The sequence below is a fragment of the Aquimarina mytili genome, from assembly GCF_016735115.1.
Classification (GTDB): Bacteria; Bacteroidota; Bacteroidia; order Flavobacteriales; family Flavobacteriaceae; genus Aquimarina; species Aquimarina mytili.
The window spans coordinates 163,679-181,224 of sequence record NZ_JAERQJ010000006.1; the positions used below are offsets into that span (position 1 = coordinate 163,679).

A 17,546-nucleotide genomic window follows, 5' to 3' on the forward strand; every position below is an offset into this window, starting at 1 on the left:
AACATTTTAAATTGTGTGACGATACGATTTTAAAATATTAGTTTGGAATACGTCAGGGATGAATTAGGTGTGAGGACATTAGTCTAAAGACCCCGAATCTTGAAACTAAAGAGAGTACGTAATTTGCCCCAGAACACAAGCGTCTTAACAAAGACGCTTTTTTTATGTATAAATTTGACATGGTACTAAAGATATTCTACTCTTGCTTTTGTATCCTTAAATAATAATATGAGTTTAGAATAAAATAACATAGTTTACTTGGGGATAGGAGTGTATTCTTTCAGGAAACCAAAGCGCTGATTTTGAGTCAAATAGTGCTTTTTTGTTAAAAATAGTGTATTTCATCGATTTTATTTGCATTTAATCTTTTTTATTTCTTATATTAGTACTGTTACTAAAAAATACTGATGCTTCTTTTAAAATTATTGTTCAGACGATTATGACGATAATTAGAAGAGTGAGAGTTTTTGAAGCATTGAGGAAAAATTTTGTGTGAGGACATTGGTTATAAGACCCTAAATCTAACAACTGAAGATAGTACTTAATTTCTCCCGCCCCGAATGAAATAATAAAAAAACGTCCCAAAAAATTCTCGGGACGTTTTTTATGGAGTATCATTTACGATCAAATGTGGAACATCTTCAAGTTTCCAGTCGATAACAAGTCCTCCAGCCAAAGATTTAGCGATTTCAACTCCATATAAATGTTGACATAAATATAATGCAGCTTCAAAGCTTTTTGCGCCACCTGCAGAGGTAATATATTTTCCATCATGAACAAACAGTACTTCTTTTCTAATATCTAAATTAGGAAACATGGCGCGCATCTTATCGATATCACTTGGAAAAGTTGTAGAAACCACATTATCCAGTATGCCAGCTTTAGCTAATACAAAGGCACCATCACAATGAGAAGTCATAAATGTTGCTGTTTTATCTACTTTTTGAATAAAACCGATCATCGCTTTATCATTCAAATCGGTATCTAGATGATGTTCTGCGCTGGGTACCACGAGTATATCAATTTTGGGAATTGAATCCTGCATATAATTATAATCAGGAATGATTTTTAAACCTTCAAAAGTTGTTATAGGGTTATCTGTATTCGCTACTGTAAAAACATTCATTTGCCTAATGTTTTTACGATACTGCGTATGTTGAAAAATGTCGTAAGGCGCTGTAAATTCTGTATTATAGGTGCCATCCATGATAAGAAAAGCGACATTATAACGATTTGGTTCTAACTTTGGAAACGTTTTTTTCTTTATTACGATTTCTTCCGTCTTATGATCTTGTGATTCTTCTTTTTTGGTTTCAGTACAACTAGATACCAATAGTATTATAAGAATAAAAAGCAAATTTTTCATTATGCCGGGCTTTGTTGATTATTAATACTTCTTTTTTCGTTGATTAGTCTGTGTTTTACCAGATATAATAAAAATATTCCTAAAACGGCTATTAATGCCATCATAAGCCAACTATTATCATACCCAAAGTTGGCAATAAACTGCATTCCAGAGTTGTGTCCAAATATATGGGCGGCAGAAAAAGACATGCTATACAATCCCATATATGCACCTTGTCTTCCATTTTTTGCTCTATCTAAGGCAAATGCATTACCAAACGGAAATGCAATCATTTCGCCTAAAGTAGCCATGATCATTCCTATAACAAGAATACCTGCCCATGGTGTTGCTAGTAAAAGTAAAAAACTGATACCCGTAAGGATCAAACCATTAATTACATTTCCGGTTTTCGAAATACTGGTTTTTTCCAAATAGGCTATTAAGGGCATTTCAAAAAGAAATATAAGCGCTCCATTAAGTGCTAATAGCAAACCTATTTTTTCTTCTGTTAGTTGATGGATTTCTTTATAATACAGTGGTATTGTCGAAAAATATTGCACAAATATGAATCCAAATAATGCTAATGAAATTAGAAATATAACATAAGTACTATCGCGATATGCAGGAATAGGGTTGTCAATGATCACTTCTTTATCGAGCTCTTTGGTTTTTTTCGGATTTAATGTCTGTATCATTACGATTCCGGCAATAATACAAGTGATGCCATCTACCCAGAATAAACCATAATATCCTATTGAAGCAATGATTAATCCTCCTAAGGCTGGTCCTGCGGAAAACCCCAAATTAATGGCGAGTCGTATAAAAGTAAGAGATCTGGTTTTGTTTTCTGGTTTGCTATATGCACTTAAGGCAACAAAAAAAGCAGGACGAGCGGTATCTGCAATAGCTATAAGGATAAAGAAACTTATACAAATACTCCAAAAACTTGTGAAAAATTGAATCATTATAAATGATACTCCAGTTAAAAATAAAGAACCTAATATCACTTTATAATACCCTATTTTATCACTTAATTTACCGCCTAACCATGCCCCAAAAAAAGAACCCAATCCATAGCTGGTCATTACCCATCCAACTTGTTGCAAAGAAAAATCTAAGTTATCGGTTAGATACAATGATAAAAACGGGATTACCATTGCTCCAGCTCTATTGATGAGTGTTATGAGTGCTAACCACCAAACTTCTTTGGATAGCCCAGAAAAAGAGTCAATATAACGAAGTAAAATTCTTTTCAAAAGAGAGGTGATTTGTGTTGATTTTATCAAATAGTTGGTAAAAGTAGTTTTTTATCTACTATTTGTGTACAATTTTGATCAAATTAATGAGTTAACTAATTGTAAATTGTACTTTTGCAAAAAAAGGGGAAGTGTACAGATTGTTTATTTTATCATTATTTTTCTTCGGAAATGTCTTAGCTCAGGATTCTTCGGACATCAAGAGAATACTATTTTTTCAGAACCAGCTTAATAAAGAGTTTGCTACTGAAGAAACATCGCCATTAACCCCTAAAGATTTAAAAGAATTTAAATCCCTTGATTTCTTTAAAATTGATACTACATTTTGTGTTAAGGCAAAATTTATACAAACTCCGCATGAGACTCCTTTTATTATGAAAACTACAAATGGAAGTGAGCCATTGTATGTTAAATATGGAGAGGCCCACTTTGTTCTTCAGGAAAGAAAATGGGTATTAAATATATATCAAAATCAGGGTCTAACTACGCAATTAGAATATGAGGATTACCTGTTTCTTCCTTTTACAGATGTAACCAATGGACAGACAACTTATGATGGAGGGCGCTTTATAGATCTTAAAATACCCGGTGGAGATACCATTTTGATTGATTTCAATACTGCATATAACCCGTACTGTGCTTATAATGATCGGTATTCTTGCCCGGTTCCTCCAGAAGAGAATAATTTAGAGATAAAGATTTTGGCTGGGGTTAAAAAATATGCAAAGCATCCCGAAAATGAATAAAAAAACGTGCTAAGATCATCCTAGCACGTTTTTATTGGATAGTAGTCCCTTGTTTAGAACTTATATACAGCTCCTAGTACAAATGAAGACAGGCTTTTTGTAAGCTCACGATCATTGTCTAAGAATGAATCTTCTGATGCAGAGTCTAGTCTTAACTCAGGTTTAAGGGTTAAGTTACCGATATCATAGCTACCAGTAAGTGTAGCTGCAAAAACAGAACCATCAAGTTCGTTATCAAGACCAATAACACCCGTTAAACCACCATTGTACACTGAAAAATATTCTCCTCTTAATCCTAAAGTAAATTTTTCTGATGTTTTATATTGAGGATATAAAGCAACTCCATAAAATCCTGACGCATCTCCATCTTCTTGAGGTTCTGTAGATAAATATGTAGTGTTTATTCCAAGATAGAACTCTTCAGAAACATCCCAACCTGTAGTTAGATCTACTTGAAATGTAGGTCCAACTTCACCTGGTTCACCTTCATTGCCATATCTAAAATTAAGAAAGGCACTTCCGCTATCGGCAGCATATCCTAATTGAGCACCAATGATGTATGTGTCAAAAGGATTACTTTCGGTATAATCTGTTGGATTCATTACCGCTAACATTGCAGACCATTTGTCGTTAAGTGCAAAATCTGCTTTTAAACCCGTATGAGAAAAAGGACCATACGAGAACATATATGATGTAGAGTAATTAAAATTTCCAGTAGGAGAAATTACTTCATATCCAAGAAAAGTATTAAAATTACCTAATGTTAATTTTACTTTTTCAGAAACATTCCAATAGGCATATAACTGATTAACAATTTGTGCAGAACCATCAGATAAGAATACAGCGTCTTCTCCTCTAGGTCCAAATACAAGATCAGCAACAAAACCTACTTTTTCTCCTTCGTACCCTAAAATTAGATTAGCCATACCTAATGAAAAACCAGATTGATTTGCAAAAGATGTTCCTGGTGCTATAAATGTGTCGTCTGTTGTAGGATCGGCATCAAAATCTTCAGCTTTATTAGGAGCCCCAATATTATATCTGTAATATCCATCTACAGATCCATTAACAGAGAAGTTGTCGAACCATTTTTTCTCTTCTTCTTTTACTTCTTCTTGTGCCATAGTGGTGAAGCTTAGAAAAGCTAAGGCGACAAGACTTACTTTTTTAAAAAGATTTGTTACGGTTTTTGTTTTCATAATAAACATTAATTATTGTAATTATTTTTAATTGGAACCGTAAAACTATGTTAAAAGAATATTACCCCAATAAAAAAAGGGGTATATGTGTTCATTTTTATGTTTTTTTGATTTTATACCCTAAAAAAATTAAGGTTTAATGTTTATTTGATTAAATTTTAAGAATTTAAAAGTAGGTTTTTTAATCAAGTTTAGTTTTTTCAACGTTTTTTCCTGAAAACGAAGAATAAAAAACGTTGATAGTATGTTGGGATTATAGCCCAAAAGAAATGTAAGAGAACATGGTGCCTGACTAATTTAAGGCTTGATCTCCTTTTTCTTCTGTTCTGATTCGGTAAGTATTTTGAATATCTGAAACAAAAATTTTCCCATCACCAACCTCTCCGGTTTTTGCAGCTTCTATAATTGCTTTAATAGTTTTCTCTTCAAATTCATCCGATACAATTATAGAAATATATCTACGCTGTATATCTGAAGTACTGTAACTAATACCTCGATACACCTTTCCTTTTTTTTCATTACCAACTCCGGTAACATCCCAATACGTAAAAAAATTAACTTCAATATCATGTAAATTATCCTTTACATCATTGAATCTTGATTTACGAATTATAGCTTCAATCTTTTTCATGGATAGTATTGATATTTATAGTTAGTGTATTAATAATGGATGGCTAATTACTTAGCAAGGTACATTCCTAAAAATACAAAAAGAAATCCGATTATAAATGATCCAATAGCATAGATAAAGAAGTTTATAAAATCACCTGATTTTAAGAGCACGTGATTTTCATAGGCAAATGTAGAAAACGTAGTAAAACCACCACAAAAACCTGTTGCCAAAAAAGTAACAGTATTTTGAGACAACATATTGTTTTTAAGGGCAAGACCTAAAATAATACCGATTAAAAGGCTACCTAAAACGTTAGCAGTAAAAGTACCATATGGTATACCTGATTCTGCACTATTAAGATATTTGCTAATAAGATATCTGGCTATGCTACCTGAACCTCCGCCAATAAATACTAGAAGTAGTTGTTTCATTAATTAATCATTAAAAAAAACTGCATTTTAACATCGAAGGATAAAATGCAGTTTTTTTATAATATTTCCTATTTTATCGGAACATAAATTTCTGTAATCCATTCGGCAGGATTTGGTTGTAATCCTGGGTCAGTTTTATATACTTCAAAAGTGGGAGAGTTTTCATTTGGTTCTATGCTATTATCTGTGATATACTTGTATGTAGCTTCCCAAGCTTCTTTTAGGTTAGCATAATCTCCTTTTAGTGTTGTTTTTACAACTTTTTGTTTGGGTAGAAAATCAGAAAGGATAGTACTTTCTTTTGGTGTAACTACTTCATCTCTGGTTGGTATGGCTGAAGAAAAAATAGTAGTGCCTTGCTCTTGGTTAAACTCATTGTATAAAGTAAACGGCATGCCCGTTTGTGGAAGATTGTTTTGCGTCATATAAGCCTTTACCGCAGGTAGCATTTGTGCCATTTTTTCCGCCATTTCTGCAATAGAAGACGTTGTAGCCATATACATATAAAATCCACCTTCATGTTCTGTTACTCCATCAACATTAATTGAATATTCTTTCATTATTTCTTTTGAATATGCGTCTAGTTTTTCTAAACCTCTTTGGTACATGGGTCTAAGCATTTGAGAAACCGTACTGTCTTGAGTGGCCCAAAAAGCTTTTTCCATAAAGGATTGAGTGCCTTTCATACCCCAGGTTACTTTTGTTTTATTACCTTCAATTTTTTCAAATTTCCAATACACATCACTTTTGCTTTCTCCCATTGGAGTAACGAAAGTGATATTTTGATCAATACTAGTAAAAGGAGATGCCTTTATTGTTTCCATTTTGCCGTCTCCTTGTGTTTCGCTTTTCCAACTATAAGAAGCTCCCTCGCCACTAGTTTTTTCTGGGTATTCCATAATTAGATCATCAGATTCATCCATCCAAGGACCCCATTTTTCCCAGGTTTTATATTCGTTTATGGTATTAAATAATAGCTCATCAGGTGCATCAATTACTCGACTTTCTTCAACTTGAAATTCTCCATCAATAGTAGCTACATATACGGCACCACCAATGATGACTAATAATAAAAGAAAAAATAAATACTTGATTATTTTCATGTTAGTTAGTTTAGATTGTTTGATTAGCTAATATAACTAATTTTTGCATCCTTTTATTTTGTTACATTTGTCAAAACAATAAATACTCAATAATGAAACTCAATAGAATATTATTTTTTATTGCTATTACTAGTTTGTTAATAGCGTGTAAAAAAGATCCTAAAGTGCAGGATCAAATTGATCAACAAGAACAAGAAACTGTAGAAGAAAAATTTGATCATGTTGTAGAGCAGTTTGCAGACCTTAAAATCCTTAGATATCAAATCCCGGGATGGGATAATCTTACTTTAAAAGAACAAAAGTTAGTGTATTATCTTATTCAAGCCGGTTTGAGCGGAAGAGATATCATGTGGGATCAGAATTATCGTTATAACCTAACCATCAGAAAAGCTCTTGAAAGAATTTACACTTCTTATGACGGAGATAAAAATTCTGAAGATTGGAAAGCTTTTGAGACCTATGTAAAACGTGTTTGGTTCTCAAATGGGATACATCATCATTATAGTAATGACAAAATAAAGCCAGAGTTTAGTAGAGATTATTTTAGCTCCCTTCTTGCTGCAACTAGTACAGAGGTGTCAAAAGAGGCTTACGAAGTTATTTTTAATGACGAAGATGCTAAAAAAGTAAATCAAGCAAAAGGAGTGGATAATGTAGCATTATCGGCTGTTAATTTTTATGGGCCCGGGGTTACTAATGCAGATGTAGAGTCATTTTACGGAAAAATGAAATCTCCTAATCCGGATAAACCATTGTCATTTGGTTTAAACTCTCAATTAGTAAAAGAGAATGGAACGCTAAAAGAAAGAGTTTATAAATCAGGAGGATTATATGGTTCTGCAATTGATGAAATTATCAAATGGTTAGAAAAAGCTAAAGAAGTAGCTGAAAACGAAGCACAAGGTGATGCTTTAGGGTTATTAATAGAATACTATAAAACAGGAAACTTACAGACCTGGGATGATTATAATGTAGCTTGGACTGCTGCGACAGAAGGAAATATAGATTATATCAATAGTTTTATCGAAGTGTATAATGATCCATTAGGATATAGAGGTTCTTATGAAACCATTGTTGAAATTAAAGATTTTGACATGTCTAAAAAAATGGAAGTATTGTCTGAAAATGCGCAATGGTTTGAAGATAACTCTCCTCTTATGGAAGAGCATAAAAAAGATAGCGTAGTCGGAGTTACATATAAAGTAGTAGCTGTTGCTGGAGAAGCTGGAGATGCATCACCAAGTACACCTATTGGAGTAAACTTGCCTAATGCCAATTGGATTAGAGCAGCTGTTGGGTCTAAGTCTGTGTCTCTTGGTAACATTATTAGTGCATACAATAATGCGGGTGGTTCTGGACGTTTAAAAGAATTTGTTCATGATGATGAAGAATTTGAATTAGAAGAAAAATACGGGCAGTTAGCAGATAAGCTTCATACTGCTTTGCATGAAGTTGTAGGTCATGCATCAGGGCAATTAAATCCTGGAGTTGGTGAAACCAAAGAAACACTTAAAAACTATGCTTCTACTATGGAAGAAGGTCGTGCCGATTTGGTTGGATTATACTACTTAATGGATCCAAAATTACAAGAACTTGGTTTGGTTGAAGATTGGGAAAAAACGGGTAAAGCAGCATATGATGGCTATATTAGAAATGGGTTAATGACTCAATTAATTCGTTTAAACCTTGGTGATGATGTTGAAGAAGCTCATATGAGAAATAGACAGTGGGTAAGCGCTTGGGCATTTGAAAAAGGAGCTAAAGATGGTGTGATCGAAAAAGTAACCAAAGACGGTAAAACGTATTATGATATTAAGGATTATAAAAAACTACGTGATATTTTTGGCCAGTTATTACGCGAAACACAACGTATTAAATCTGAAGGTGACTACAAAGCCGCCGAAGCTTTGGTTGAAGGATATGGTGTAAAAGTGGATCAAGCTATACATGCTGAAGTATTAAAACGTAATGAACAATTTACATCTGCACCATATAGTGGTTTTGTAAATCCGGTTTTAGTTCCGGAAATGGATGAAAATGGAGAGATTACTAAAATAAAAGTAACACAACCAGAAGATTTTGCAACTCAAATGTTAGACTATAGTAAAAACTATAATTTCTTACCTGAGGTGAATTAATCAGACGAAAGTTATATTTTAAAAACGTCCTTTTTTAATTAAGAAAGGACGTTTTTTTATGAAGTTCTCATTACACTAACGGGTTACATTTATTTTTATGCACTCAGATGATTTGTTTGGTGATTTTGTTCCGCTTGATGAAATCAATTGACCATTTGCCAGAAACATATTAGTATTCCAGTCTATAGTATTGCCATCCGAAAATTTATAGCTAACTGTTCCTGTAGCCGAACAGTTCCCTGGTGCATTTGTCCATATAAAGCCATTGTTTATTGAACCTATAATTTCACCATTAACCAGAATTTCAATTTTGGTTATAGGGATTCCATTAAAGGAATTAAATCGTGCATAAAAAGTAATTTTAGAATACGTACAAGAACCATCATTCTCATCTGCGTTTGAATTGAAGTTTAATGCATTAGAATCATTACATCCTGAAACTTGTTCTTCACTAAGTACAGGTGTATTGCCATCGTCATCATCACTACTACAAGAAATAATAGATATTGTAAGTAGAGTTAAAAAAAAGATAAATGATTTTTTCATGATAGTTTAATTTTTTGATTAATATGTGTTTAAATTACTTTTAAAAAGAGCACAAAAAAATACCCGTAGCAGGGTATATTTGAATACACTTATGTGGTTTAACTATCTAAAAATCATACTTTTTCTCGATGGCATAGCGCAATAATTCGCCTTTGCCATGTAGGTCTAATTTGCGTATGATATTTTTACGATGTGTTTCTATCGTTGAGACAGAGTTGAAACGAATAGCAGCAATTTCAGAAGAGGTTTTACCTTGTCCGATAAGTTTTAAGATTTCACGTTCGCTTTTTGACAATACTTGTTTCTTAGAAGGTTGTTTTGCATCTTTTGTAAACAATGAAGGATCTATTGCAGCATCAAAATAGGTTCCTCCTTTGGCTACTTCTCGTATAGCGGTTAGAACTTCTTCTAATGGAGAGTTTTTAAGAAGATACCCAGATGCCCCTGCTTCAACCATTTGTCGAACGGCATCTTCCTGGTCAAACATAGAAAAGGCAATGATTTTGGTATGGGGTACTTCTTTTTTAATAATGTTAGTCGCTACAATCCCATCTATTTTAGGCATGCGTATATCCATGAGAACTACTTTGGGTTGTTTGAGCCTTACGATTTTCAATAACTCTTCTCCATCATTAGCCATCCCTACAATGCTGATTTCATCTTCATATTTCAGAAGAAGTTCTACTCCGTCAATTAAAGATTGATGATCTTCGGCTATAGCTACAGTAATCATATTGGTATATTTATAATAATATGGGTTCCTTTTCCTATTGTTGAATCAATCTCAAAAGTCCCCTCTAGATGTTCAATGCGTTTTTCTATTGTTGCTAATCCCATACCATCTTTTTTTGGTAATACTTTAGCGTCAAACCCGTTCCCGTTATCTTCGATAATAATGTTTAGAAGCCCTTCATGATTTGTAAGAGAAATATGTATTTCAGATGCATGGGCATGCTTAATAGCATTTGTAATCAACTCTTGAGTGATTCTAAAAATTGAGATTTCTAAGGCATTGTCCAACCGCTTGTCTAATCCATAGTCTTGTACCTCCACTACTAATTGATTAGAGTTAGATACTTTTTTAGCTAGTTTCTTAATCGCAGGTAACAAGCCTTGATTAGCCATAACTCCGCTATTTTTTTCATGAGCAATCGTGCGAACTTTTTGGTAGGCTTCTTCGAGTAGATTATCTGTTTTAGTGTATAGTTCTGTTGTATTTTCAATGTTGGGATTATCTTTATTATTCTTTAAATGCTGAAAATGGAGCTTAACCGTGGCCAGTGTGCTCCCTAAATTATCATGTAGATCATTGGCTAGACGTTGCCGCTCTTTTTCTTGCCCAGCGATCATGGCATCTATACTAGCTAATTCTTGCTCTTTTAAGAGTTTTTCTGTTTTTTGAATTTCGATTTCTCGTTGTTGTTCGGCGATATGTTGTTTACGTTTGGTGTTTTTGTATATCAGAAAACCAATACTACTACCTAGAATTAATAGTGAAAAGGAACCAATCCATAAAAGTTGTTGTTCTTGCTTCTTTTTCTCAATTTCAGTTTGTAAAATCAAATTTAGTTTTTCTTTCTGCGCAGCTCGATATTTGTTTTCTGCTTCAACAATAGCATTGTTTTGAGATTGATTATCTATTGAGTCAATTATTTGGATTTGTTTTTTTGCGTAAATAAATGCATTTTCAAAATTTCCAGATTTACTATACAAATCTGAAATGTTTTGATAAAAAATTTTTTTAGTTTTTAAAGAATATGTTCTAAGCTTCAGAGAGTCCGCTTTCATATAAAAAAAAATGGCTCTATTGAAATTATTTAATTTCTTATATGCCTCGGCCTGATTATTGTAATTATATGCTAGGTATTCTATTCTCTTATGCTTTTTAAATACAGGTAAGACTTTCTTAAAAAAATACAAAGCGGAGTCGTATTTTTTAGCAACAGTATTGTATACAACTCCTTTATTGAATAGAAAGCTAGCGCTTAGTAGTGTATCCTTAGCCTTGTTTGCTTCAAGTATAGCTTTGTCAAAGTATATTATAGCTTTATCAGAATCATCTGCATTTAAAAATGAGGCTGCTATTTTTCCGTATGCTTTGCTTACATCAATAGAGTTTTCTGTTTTTTTTGAGTACGCGATATATTCATCAAGAAATGGTTTGTTTGAAACTTTTAAGTTTTTTTGATCATTTAGTAGGTCAACTATATGTAAATTAATTTGAGCTATTAATGAAATACTGTCTGATAGTTCGAGATTTCTTTTTGCGGTTAAAAATTCCTCAAATGCTTTATGATGTATGTCTTTGGAACGTAGAATTTTTCCTTGGATAAAATGAAAGCGTCCTTTATTATATGTATTTAAAGTATTGGTGTCTATTTTTTTTATAGATATGGTAGCACTATCAATTTTTCGTGTTTTTAAAAAGAAATCTGCGTTATCAAGTTCTTTTTTTTGCGAAAACATAATACTGGTTAATAATATAGAAACCGGTATTAAAAAATGACACTTAATTTTTTTCATCAAATAAGTTCTGTTCCTATGAGGATAGATCCATCTTTGTCCCCAGGTTTGGTATCATCACATAGCTTGTAATTATTGGAAGTGCTATTTTCAGCAACTCTTATCAAGAAACCAATCTGGTCGATTTCTTCAAAACTCATTTTACCTGTAGGTTCATCGTGACATTTGTACGTTTTTCTTTCGAAGCTGGAGTGATTAGATAAGAAGGCTTCTAATTGTGTTCTCTCATGACAAAATAAAACTCTATGAAGTTTAAATTTATTTTTTCCAGTATTATCATAGTTTCTTAATTTAAAATCTCCTTTCAAAACCTTTTTATTATCCCAATAAAATCTTCCTTTTATTTGGACTTCATTATCTTTAAAAATTAGTTGATACTTTTTTCTGCCAATTTTTACTTTATATTCTTTATGTTTCATAAAATGGGATTTTAGGTTATTTAGTTAAATTCAAAACTCTCAAAAAAGAGTACATCAATCCATACCCAATACAGGGTATATTGCTTTATTGACGATACATGTTTACATGAAATAATTAGACTAAAAGTCTAAATAGGGGTATAGCTATGCAGCAAATGCGTGATTAAAACTAGGGGTTTTTATGGTTTACTCGGGTTGTAAATACGTTTTTAACGCAAACAATAATATAATAAAGATAATAAAACCAATCAAAATAAACAGGCTGCCTTTGTAATATTTGCGATGTAGCTTAAGATCTTTTCGGTAGCTAAAAATCATTAAAATGATAAAGGCGATTACAAAAAAAATGGCAAATACTAACTGGCCCTGACTAAACATAAATTGTTATTTTTACAGCAAAGATAATCTATAAAAATATATTGATGAAGGATAAAATTGCTGCGGTACAAGAATTTCATACTGCGTTTGAAATTGGATATAAAAATGAACCTATTGCTGATCTGGGTGAAGCAAAAAATACGCTTCGGTTTAACTTAATGAAAGAAGAAAATGAAGAATATTTTGAAGCAGCTCAGAATAATGATCTGGTAGAGGTTGCTGATGCATTAGGAGATATGTTGTATATTTTGTGTGGTACTATTATTGAACATGGTATGCAACATAAAATAGAAGAGGTGTTTAATGAAATTCAACGTAGTAATATGAGTAAATTGGGAGAAGATGGTAACCCAATCTATAGAGAGGACGGTAAAGTGCTTAAAGGCCCTAATTACTTTAAACCCAATATCAAAGATATTTTAGACAAATAAAAAAATCCCGAAGAACACTCTTCGGGATTTTTTTATTTGAAAGATTCGTAATTCTGAATTCGTAATTCAAAAATTAAACCTTATATCTCCATCCAAAAGCATCTTCGGCTTTATTATACTGGATATCCATCAATGCTTTTTTGAAATGCGATGCATATGAGTTTTCCTGTTTTGCTAATTCGTAATGCTCGCCTTGATATCCAAAAGCTTTTACTGGGCTTACTACAGCAGCGGTTCCTGCTCCAAAAATTTCTTTTAAACTACCATTTTTTGCGGCTTCAACAATCTCACTAACTTTTACAGGTCTTACATCAACAGTTATACCTTGTTTTTCGGCAAGGGTTATAAGACTTTTGCGTGTAACCCCATCTAGAATACGATCACTAACAGGTGCAGTAAGTAATGTGTCATTTATTCTAAAGAAAACATTCATTGTGCCAGCTTCTTCCATATATTGATGGGTATCAGCATCTGTCCATATAATTTGTTGGTATCCTTTTTCTTTAGCAAGTTTAGTTGGATAAAATTGTCCGGCATAATTACCAGCTGCTTTAGCGTATCCAAACCCTCCATTAGCAGAACGGCTATATCGTTCTTCAACTAATACACTTACTTCGCCACTATAATAAGACTGCGCAGGTGAGCAAATGATTAAGAATTTATACTCATCAGCTTCTGATGCAGAAACACTAGCTTGAGTAGCAATAACAAATGGTCTTATGTATAAAGAGTTACCAAAACCAGGTTTGATCCACTCGTTATCCAATTTAAGTAGTGTGTTTAATCCTTCAAAAAAATAATCCTCTGGGAATTCTGGCATAGCCAAACGCTCAGCAGATTTATTGATACGATTATAATTTTCATCAGGTCTAAACAAAAAAGTATCACCGTTATCATCTTTGTAGGCTTTCATGCCTTCAAAAACAGCTTGGCCATAATGAAAAACACGTGCAGATGGATCCATACTCAAAGGTCCATAGGGGATAATCTTTGGTGTTTGCCATTCTCCATTGATATAATCACAGACAAACATATGATCAGTAAATATCTTTCCGAAATTAAGGTTTTCAAAATCCACTTGTCCAATTTTGGACTCACTAACTTTATTAACTTCTAAGGTCTGCGAAATTGTATTTTTCATTTGACTTTTTTTAAGGTGATCATAATTATCTGTTGCTACAGTATGGTATTACATTTTGTCAAAAAAATGTAAGAATACTAACAACTTATCCTAATAGTACACAAAAATACCCTTTTCTTATAAAATAAGAATTCTTAAAATACGTAATTTTGCCATGTTAGAACAATAATTATAGAATAATGAATAAATACATACTTTTTTTAGTGGGATTGTTATTTATAGTGACTAGCTGTAAGAATAAAAATGAAGTTTCTATACCTATAGATGAGATTATGATAGAAAATTATGATTCTTATGGAGAAAAAATATCTGTAAAAGAAGTGTATGACAAAGTTAGTCTAGATGATAAATACAAAAACCTGGATACAAGTGATACCATTGATATAGCTTTTATCAGTACCGTTAATGCTGTTTGCAAAGCTAAAGGGTGTTGGATGAGAGTAGCACTTAAAGAGGATAAAGAAACAATGGTAAAGTTTAAAGATTATGGTTTTTTTGTTCCAAAGGATATAGAAAATGATACCGTTATCGTACAGGGTAGAGCATTTGTGAGCGAAGTATCGGTTGAAGAACAACGTCATTATGCACGAGATGCTGGAAAATCGGAAGATGAAATCATGGCCATTACAGCTCCTAAGAAAACATATTCATTTATATCTGATGGGGTTTTGATCAAAAAACAATGAAACCAGAATTAAAACGCGAAATCATAACAACTGCCGATGGCTCTACAACGATTCATCTGCCAGAATTGAATGAACAGTATCATTCTAAACATGGCGCTATTAACGAAGCACAACACGTATTTATTAAAAATGGGTTTCGTCATATTCTGGACCAGCAAGATGTAAAAGAGTTAGATGTTCTGGAAATTGGGTTCGGAACTGGATTAAATGCTTTTGTTACCTTTCTTGAGGCTGAAACAAAAGATCAAAGAATTAATTATGTTGGAGTAGAAGCCTACCCGGTAGCTTTTGATGAAGCGATTCTTATGAATTACTCCGATGCACTTTCTAATCAAAAAAAGGAATCGATTTTCAGACGGTTACACGAATCTGATTGGGAAGTACCGCATGAGATTACTCCAGGTTTTATGCTTACTAAACGAAAACAATTTTTTAGCGATATTCAAGATAAAGATGCCTTTAATCTTATATATTTTGATGCCTTTGGAGCCAGAGTGCAACCTGAACTCTGGACTGTAGATATCTTTCAAAAAATGTATGCTGCTCTTCGTCCTCATGGAGTATTAGTGACCTATTCTGCTAAAGGTAGTGTTCGACGAGCGATGCAAGAAGTAGGTTTTGAGGTAGAACGACTTCCAGGTCCCCCAGGTAAAAGAGAAATGCTAAGAGCTACAAAACTGTAATGTACCATGTATACTGATTTCTCTATAATTATAGAACGATAAACGACTGTTAAACCTATAATAAAGCGATTGTTTTTGTTATAATGTGATGGTATTTTGCATCAAAATGTAATAAAATGAAGGTTTTAATCACTGGTGCGACAGGATTAGTAGGCCAGCAAATTGTGAGGCTATGTCATCAATCAGATATTGATGTCAATTATCTTACAACCAGTAAAAATAAGATAAGCGATTCATCAAATTATACAGGTTACTATTGGAATCCTGAAAAAGGAGAAATTGATATAAAATGCTTTGAAAATATTGAGGTAATTATCAACCTTGTTGGAGCAACAGTTGCAAAAAGATGGACATCTGCATATAAACAAGAAATCATAGAAAGCAGAATAAACACAGCAAATTTACTATTAGAAAATTTAAGAAATGCAAAGCATAGTGTTCGACATATTATTTCGGCAAGTGCCATAGGTATTTATCCTGATTCTTTTCAAAATTATTATATGGAAGATTCTGAAGAGCGTGATGCTGGTTTTTTGGGAGAAGTCGTAACCAAATGGGAAGATGCAATACAGCAGTTTAAAACTATTGGGATCAATGTTAGTGTTTTACGAATAGGACTTGTTTTATCTAATGAAGGAGGGGCGTTTCCAAAAATTGCAAAACCAATTCAGTACGGTCTTGGAGCAATTTTTGGTAATGGTAAACAATGGCAAAGTTGGATTCATATTCAAGATCTTGCTAGAATGTTCATTTTCGTAATGCAAGAAGAATTAACAGGGGTTTTTAATGCTGTGGGGCCTAACCCTGTTTCTAATAAAAAATTGACGTATGCTATAGCAGAAAAAGTAAACAAGAAAATAGTCCTTCCTAATGTGCCAAGGCTTACTTTAAAACTGTTTTTAGGCGAAATGCATACCCTTTTATTCTCCAGCCAACGTGTATGTAGTAATAGAATTTCTTCTTCAGGGTTTGAGTTTGAATACGATAATATCGTTTCAGCCCTGGATGATCTCATTCCTGAAAAATCGTAATAAAAAAAACCGATGAAGACATTAGCAACATCGGTTTTAAATGGTATATGTTATGAATGTTAAGCTTTATTAGCTTTAACACTAATTTTTAGCTCAATATCATCATTGATAAATTTATCTCCAAGATTTTCAAACATCGATTTTGAAGCATAATTTACACCCCATTCTGTTCTGTTAATGGTAAATACTTCAGTACTTAATGTCATTGTGTTTCCTTCTACAGAAGTAGTTGCCGGAAACGAAATATTCTTTTTAATTCCTTTTATGGTAAGGTTTCCTTCCAGGTGAGTTTTTCCTTCTTTTTGCGTAACTCCGGTAACTTCAAATGAAGCTTCAGGGAATTTGGCAACATTAAAGAAGTGGTCTTCTTTTCCTTCGCCTTCACCTCTAAGATGTCCTTCAAGTCCCGCTTTTTCATCACCTTCAAGATCAGTAACGACAATAGAAGTCATATCAATAACAAAGGATCCACTCTCTATTTTTCCTTCTTGAGTTTTGATTGTCCCTTTCGCAAGTTTGATGGTTCCAGTATGTTTTCCTGCTGGCTTAGATCCAATCCATTCTATCGTACTTGATGCCGGGTCTACATTATAAGAGACTGCATCTACTGTAGCTTCTTTTACTTCTTCTGCAGCTGCTGCCTCAGTTTCGTTCTTTTTTTCGCTTTTACAAGAAAAAACTGTAACAGTTAAAGCTGTTATAGCTAGGATATTAAATAATCTGATTTTCATAAATAATAGTTTTATGGGTTTTTAAACGGGTCAAAATTATTTTTTTGCAAAAGAAACACTCTTAAATATATACTAAAATATTCCTGTGACATTATGACATTAATTCAAAAATGGCAGTACTTTTGCTACTTCAAAATGAAAACTTA

The 17,546-nt window shown here is 32.9% G+C and carries 18 protein-coding genes; 6 read left to right on the forward strand and 12 right to left on the reverse strand.

The window, feature by feature from the left end:
- Positions 1-604: 604 nt before the first annotated feature.
- A complete protein-coding gene (locus JJQ60_RS15265) occupies positions 605-1,366 on the reverse strand; it encodes a DJ-1/PfpI family protein (RefSeq protein ID WP_201922064.1) in 762 nt (253 codons plus the stop codon).
- Positions 1,366-2,601, reverse strand: a complete 1,236-nt coding sequence (locus JJQ60_RS15270; protein ID WP_201922067.1) for an MFS transporter — start codon at positions 2,599-2,601, stop codon at positions 1,366-1,368. Before JJQ60_RS15270 ends, JJQ60_RS15265 begins: the two co-directional genes overlap by 1 nt.
- Before the next feature lie 131 nt (positions 2,602-2,732).
- Here JJQ60_RS15270 and JJQ60_RS15275 point away from each other — a divergent pair, with 131 nt between their 5' ends.
- On the forward strand, positions 2,733-3,347 hold the full coding sequence (locus JJQ60_RS15275; protein ID WP_201922070.1) for a DUF1684 domain-containing protein: 615 nt from the start codon (positions 2,733-2,735) through the stop codon (positions 3,345-3,347).
- 53 nt (positions 3,348-3,400) lie between these two features.
- On the opposite strand, the gene JJQ60_RS15280 is transcribed toward JJQ60_RS15275, so the two are convergent.
- The 4 genes from JJQ60_RS15280 to JJQ60_RS15295 form a co-directional block, all read right to left on the reverse strand.
- The gene (locus tag JJQ60_RS15280; RefSeq protein ID WP_201922073.1) at positions 3,401-4,546 is read right to left on the reverse strand and encodes a porin; all 1,146 of its coding nucleotides are present in this window, start codon (positions 4,544-4,546) and stop codon (positions 3,401-3,403) included.
- Between the two features lie 292 nt (positions 4,547-4,838).
- Entirely contained in the window at positions 4,839-5,177 is a 339-nt protein-coding gene (locus tag JJQ60_RS15285; RefSeq protein ID WP_201922076.1) for a P-II family nitrogen regulator, read from the reverse strand.
- Between the two features lie 47 nt (positions 5,178-5,224).
- Positions 5,225-5,590: a fluoride efflux transporter CrcB gene (crcB, locus tag JJQ60_RS15290; protein ID WP_201922079.1), complete on the reverse strand. Its 366-nt coding sequence runs from the start codon at positions 5,588-5,590 to the stop codon at positions 5,225-5,227.
- Positions 5,591-5,658: 68 nt separating this feature from the next.
- Complete coding sequence (locus tag JJQ60_RS15295; RefSeq protein WP_201922082.1) at positions 5,659-6,693, reverse strand: SRPBCC family protein; 1,035 nt, start codon at positions 6,691-6,693, stop codon at positions 5,659-5,661.
- 92 nt (positions 6,694-6,785) lie between these two features.
- Here JJQ60_RS15295 and JJQ60_RS15300 point away from each other — a divergent pair, with 92 nt between their 5' ends.
- Positions 6,786-8,831, forward strand: a complete 2,046-nt coding sequence (locus JJQ60_RS15300) for a dipeptidyl-peptidase 3 family protein (protein WP_201922086.1) — start codon at positions 6,786-6,788, stop codon at positions 8,829-8,831.
- A gap of 75 nt (positions 8,832-8,906) precedes the next feature.
- Here JJQ60_RS15300 and JJQ60_RS15305 read toward each other — a convergent pair whose 3' ends face one another.
- From JJQ60_RS15305 to JJQ60_RS15320, 4 genes are all read right to left on the reverse strand, one after another.
- Positions 8,907-9,377: a hypothetical protein gene (locus JJQ60_RS15305; RefSeq protein WP_201922089.1), complete on the reverse strand. Its 471-nt coding sequence runs from the start codon at positions 9,375-9,377 to the stop codon at positions 8,907-8,909.
- A gap of 106 nt (positions 9,378-9,483) precedes the next feature.
- Positions 9,484-10,110 carry a response regulator transcription factor gene (locus tag JJQ60_RS15310; RefSeq protein WP_201922092.1) on the reverse strand — a complete coding sequence of 209 codons (627 nt, stop codon included), beginning with the start codon at positions 10,108-10,110 and terminating at the stop codon, positions 9,484-9,486.
- A complete protein-coding gene (locus JJQ60_RS15315) occupies positions 10,107-11,900 on the reverse strand; it encodes a tetratricopeptide repeat-containing sensor histidine kinase (RefSeq protein ID WP_201922094.1) in 1,794 nt (597 codons plus the stop codon). The genes JJQ60_RS15310 and JJQ60_RS15315 overlap by 4 nt, the downstream gene beginning before the upstream one ends.
- Positions 11,900-12,319 (reverse strand): hypothetical protein, encoded by a 420-nt coding sequence (locus JJQ60_RS15320; protein WP_201922097.1) that lies wholly within the window; start codon positions 12,317-12,319, stop codon positions 11,900-11,902. Before JJQ60_RS15320 ends, JJQ60_RS15315 begins: the two co-directional genes overlap by 1 nt.
- Before the next feature lie 422 nt (positions 12,320-12,741).
- Here JJQ60_RS15320 and JJQ60_RS15325 point away from each other — a divergent pair, with 422 nt between their 5' ends.
- Positions 12,742-13,128, forward strand: a complete 387-nt coding sequence (locus JJQ60_RS15325) for a pyrophosphohydrolase domain-containing protein (RefSeq protein ID WP_201922099.1) — start codon at positions 12,742-12,744, stop codon at positions 13,126-13,128.
- A 73-nt stretch (positions 13,129-13,201) separates the two neighbouring features.
- Here JJQ60_RS15325 and JJQ60_RS15330 read toward each other — a convergent pair whose 3' ends face one another.
- Positions 13,202-14,269: a branched-chain amino acid aminotransferase gene (locus tag JJQ60_RS15330; RefSeq protein WP_201922102.1), complete on the reverse strand. Its 1,068-nt coding sequence runs from the start codon at positions 14,267-14,269 to the stop codon at positions 13,202-13,204.
- A gap of 179 nt (positions 14,270-14,448) precedes the next feature.
- On the opposite strand from JJQ60_RS15330, the gene JJQ60_RS15335 reads away from it, so the two are divergent.
- The 3 genes from JJQ60_RS15335 to JJQ60_RS15345 all read left to right on the forward strand — a co-directional run bounded on the left by JJQ60_RS15335 (position 14,449) and on the right by JJQ60_RS15345 (position 16,669).
- Positions 14,449-14,955, forward strand: a complete 507-nt coding sequence (locus tag JJQ60_RS15335; protein ID WP_201922104.1) for a DUF4920 domain-containing protein — start codon at positions 14,449-14,451, stop codon at positions 14,953-14,955.
- A complete protein-coding gene (gene mnmD, locus JJQ60_RS15340) occupies positions 14,952-15,638 on the forward strand; it encodes a tRNA (5-methylaminomethyl-2-thiouridine)(34)-methyltransferase MnmD (RefSeq protein ID WP_201922107.1) in 687 nt (228 codons plus the stop codon). The genes JJQ60_RS15335 and mnmD overlap by 4 nt, the downstream gene beginning before the upstream one ends.
- A 116-nt stretch (positions 15,639-15,754) precedes the next feature.
- Positions 15,755-16,669, forward strand: coding sequence for a TIGR01777 family oxidoreductase (locus JJQ60_RS15345; protein ID WP_201922110.1), 915 nt, complete (start codon positions 15,755-15,757; stop codon positions 16,667-16,669).
- Positions 16,670-16,728: 59 nt separating this feature from the next.
- Here the strand turns inward: JJQ60_RS15345 and JJQ60_RS15350 are convergent, their stop codons facing one another.
- Positions 16,729-17,400, reverse strand: coding sequence for a YceI family protein (locus JJQ60_RS15350; RefSeq protein ID WP_201922113.1), 672 nt, complete (start codon positions 17,398-17,400; stop codon positions 16,729-16,731).
- Positions 17,401-17,546: the final 146 nt, after the last annotated feature.

Coding starts and splice junctions, on each gene's coding strand:
- JJQ60_RS15265 (WP_201922064.1), bottom strand. CDS start 1,366: ATGAAAAATTTGCTTTTTATTCTTATAATACTATTGGTATCTAGTTGT.
- JJQ60_RS15280 (WP_201922073.1), bottom strand. CDS start 4,546: ATGAAAACAAAAACCGTAACAAATCTTTTTAAAAAAGTAAGTCTTGTC.
- JJQ60_RS15285 (WP_201922076.1), bottom strand. CDS start 5,177: ATGAAAAAGATTGAAGCTATAATTCGTAAATCAAGATTCAATGATGTA.
- crcB (WP_201922079.1), bottom strand. CDS start 5,590: ATGAAACAACTACTTCTAGTATTTATTGGCGGAGGTTCAGGTAGCATA.
- JJQ60_RS15295 (WP_201922082.1), bottom strand. CDS start 6,693: ATGAAAATAATCAAGTATTTATTTTTTCTTTTATTATTAGTCATCATT.
- JJQ60_RS15300 (WP_201922086.1), top strand. CDS start 6,786: ATGAAACTCAATAGAATATTATTTTTTATTGCTATTACTAGTTTGTTA.
- JJQ60_RS15305 (WP_201922089.1), bottom strand. CDS start 9,377: ATGAAAAAATCATTTATCTTTTTTTTAACTCTACTTACAATATCTATT.
- JJQ60_RS15310 (WP_201922092.1), bottom strand. CDS start 10,110: ATGATTACTGTAGCTATAGCCGAAGATCATCAATCTTTAATTGACGGA.
- JJQ60_RS15315 (WP_201922094.1), bottom strand. CDS start 11,900: ATGAAAAAAATTAAGTGTCATTTTTTAATACCGGTTTCTATATTATTA.
- JJQ60_RS15320 (WP_201922097.1), bottom strand. CDS start 12,319: ATGAAACATAAAGAATATAAAGTAAAAATTGGCAGAAAAAAGTATCAA.
- JJQ60_RS15325 (WP_201922099.1), top strand. CDS start 12,742: ATGAAGGATAAAATTGCTGCGGTACAAGAATTTCATACTGCGTTTGAA.
- JJQ60_RS15330 (WP_201922102.1), bottom strand. CDS start 14,269: ATGAAAAATACAATTTCGCAGACCTTAGAAGTTAATAAAGTTAGTGAG.
- JJQ60_RS15335 (WP_201922104.1), top strand. CDS start 14,449: ATGAATAAATACATACTTTTTTTAGTGGGATTGTTATTTATAGTGACT.
- mnmD (WP_201922107.1), top strand. CDS start 14,952: ATGAAACCAGAATTAAAACGCGAAATCATAACAACTGCCGATGGCTCT.
- JJQ60_RS15345 (WP_201922110.1), top strand. CDS start 15,755: ATGAAGGTTTTAATCACTGGTGCGACAGGATTAGTAGGCCAGCAAATT.
- JJQ60_RS15350 (WP_201922113.1), bottom strand. CDS start 17,400: ATGAAAATCAGATTATTTAATATCCTAGCTATAACAGCTTTAACTGTT.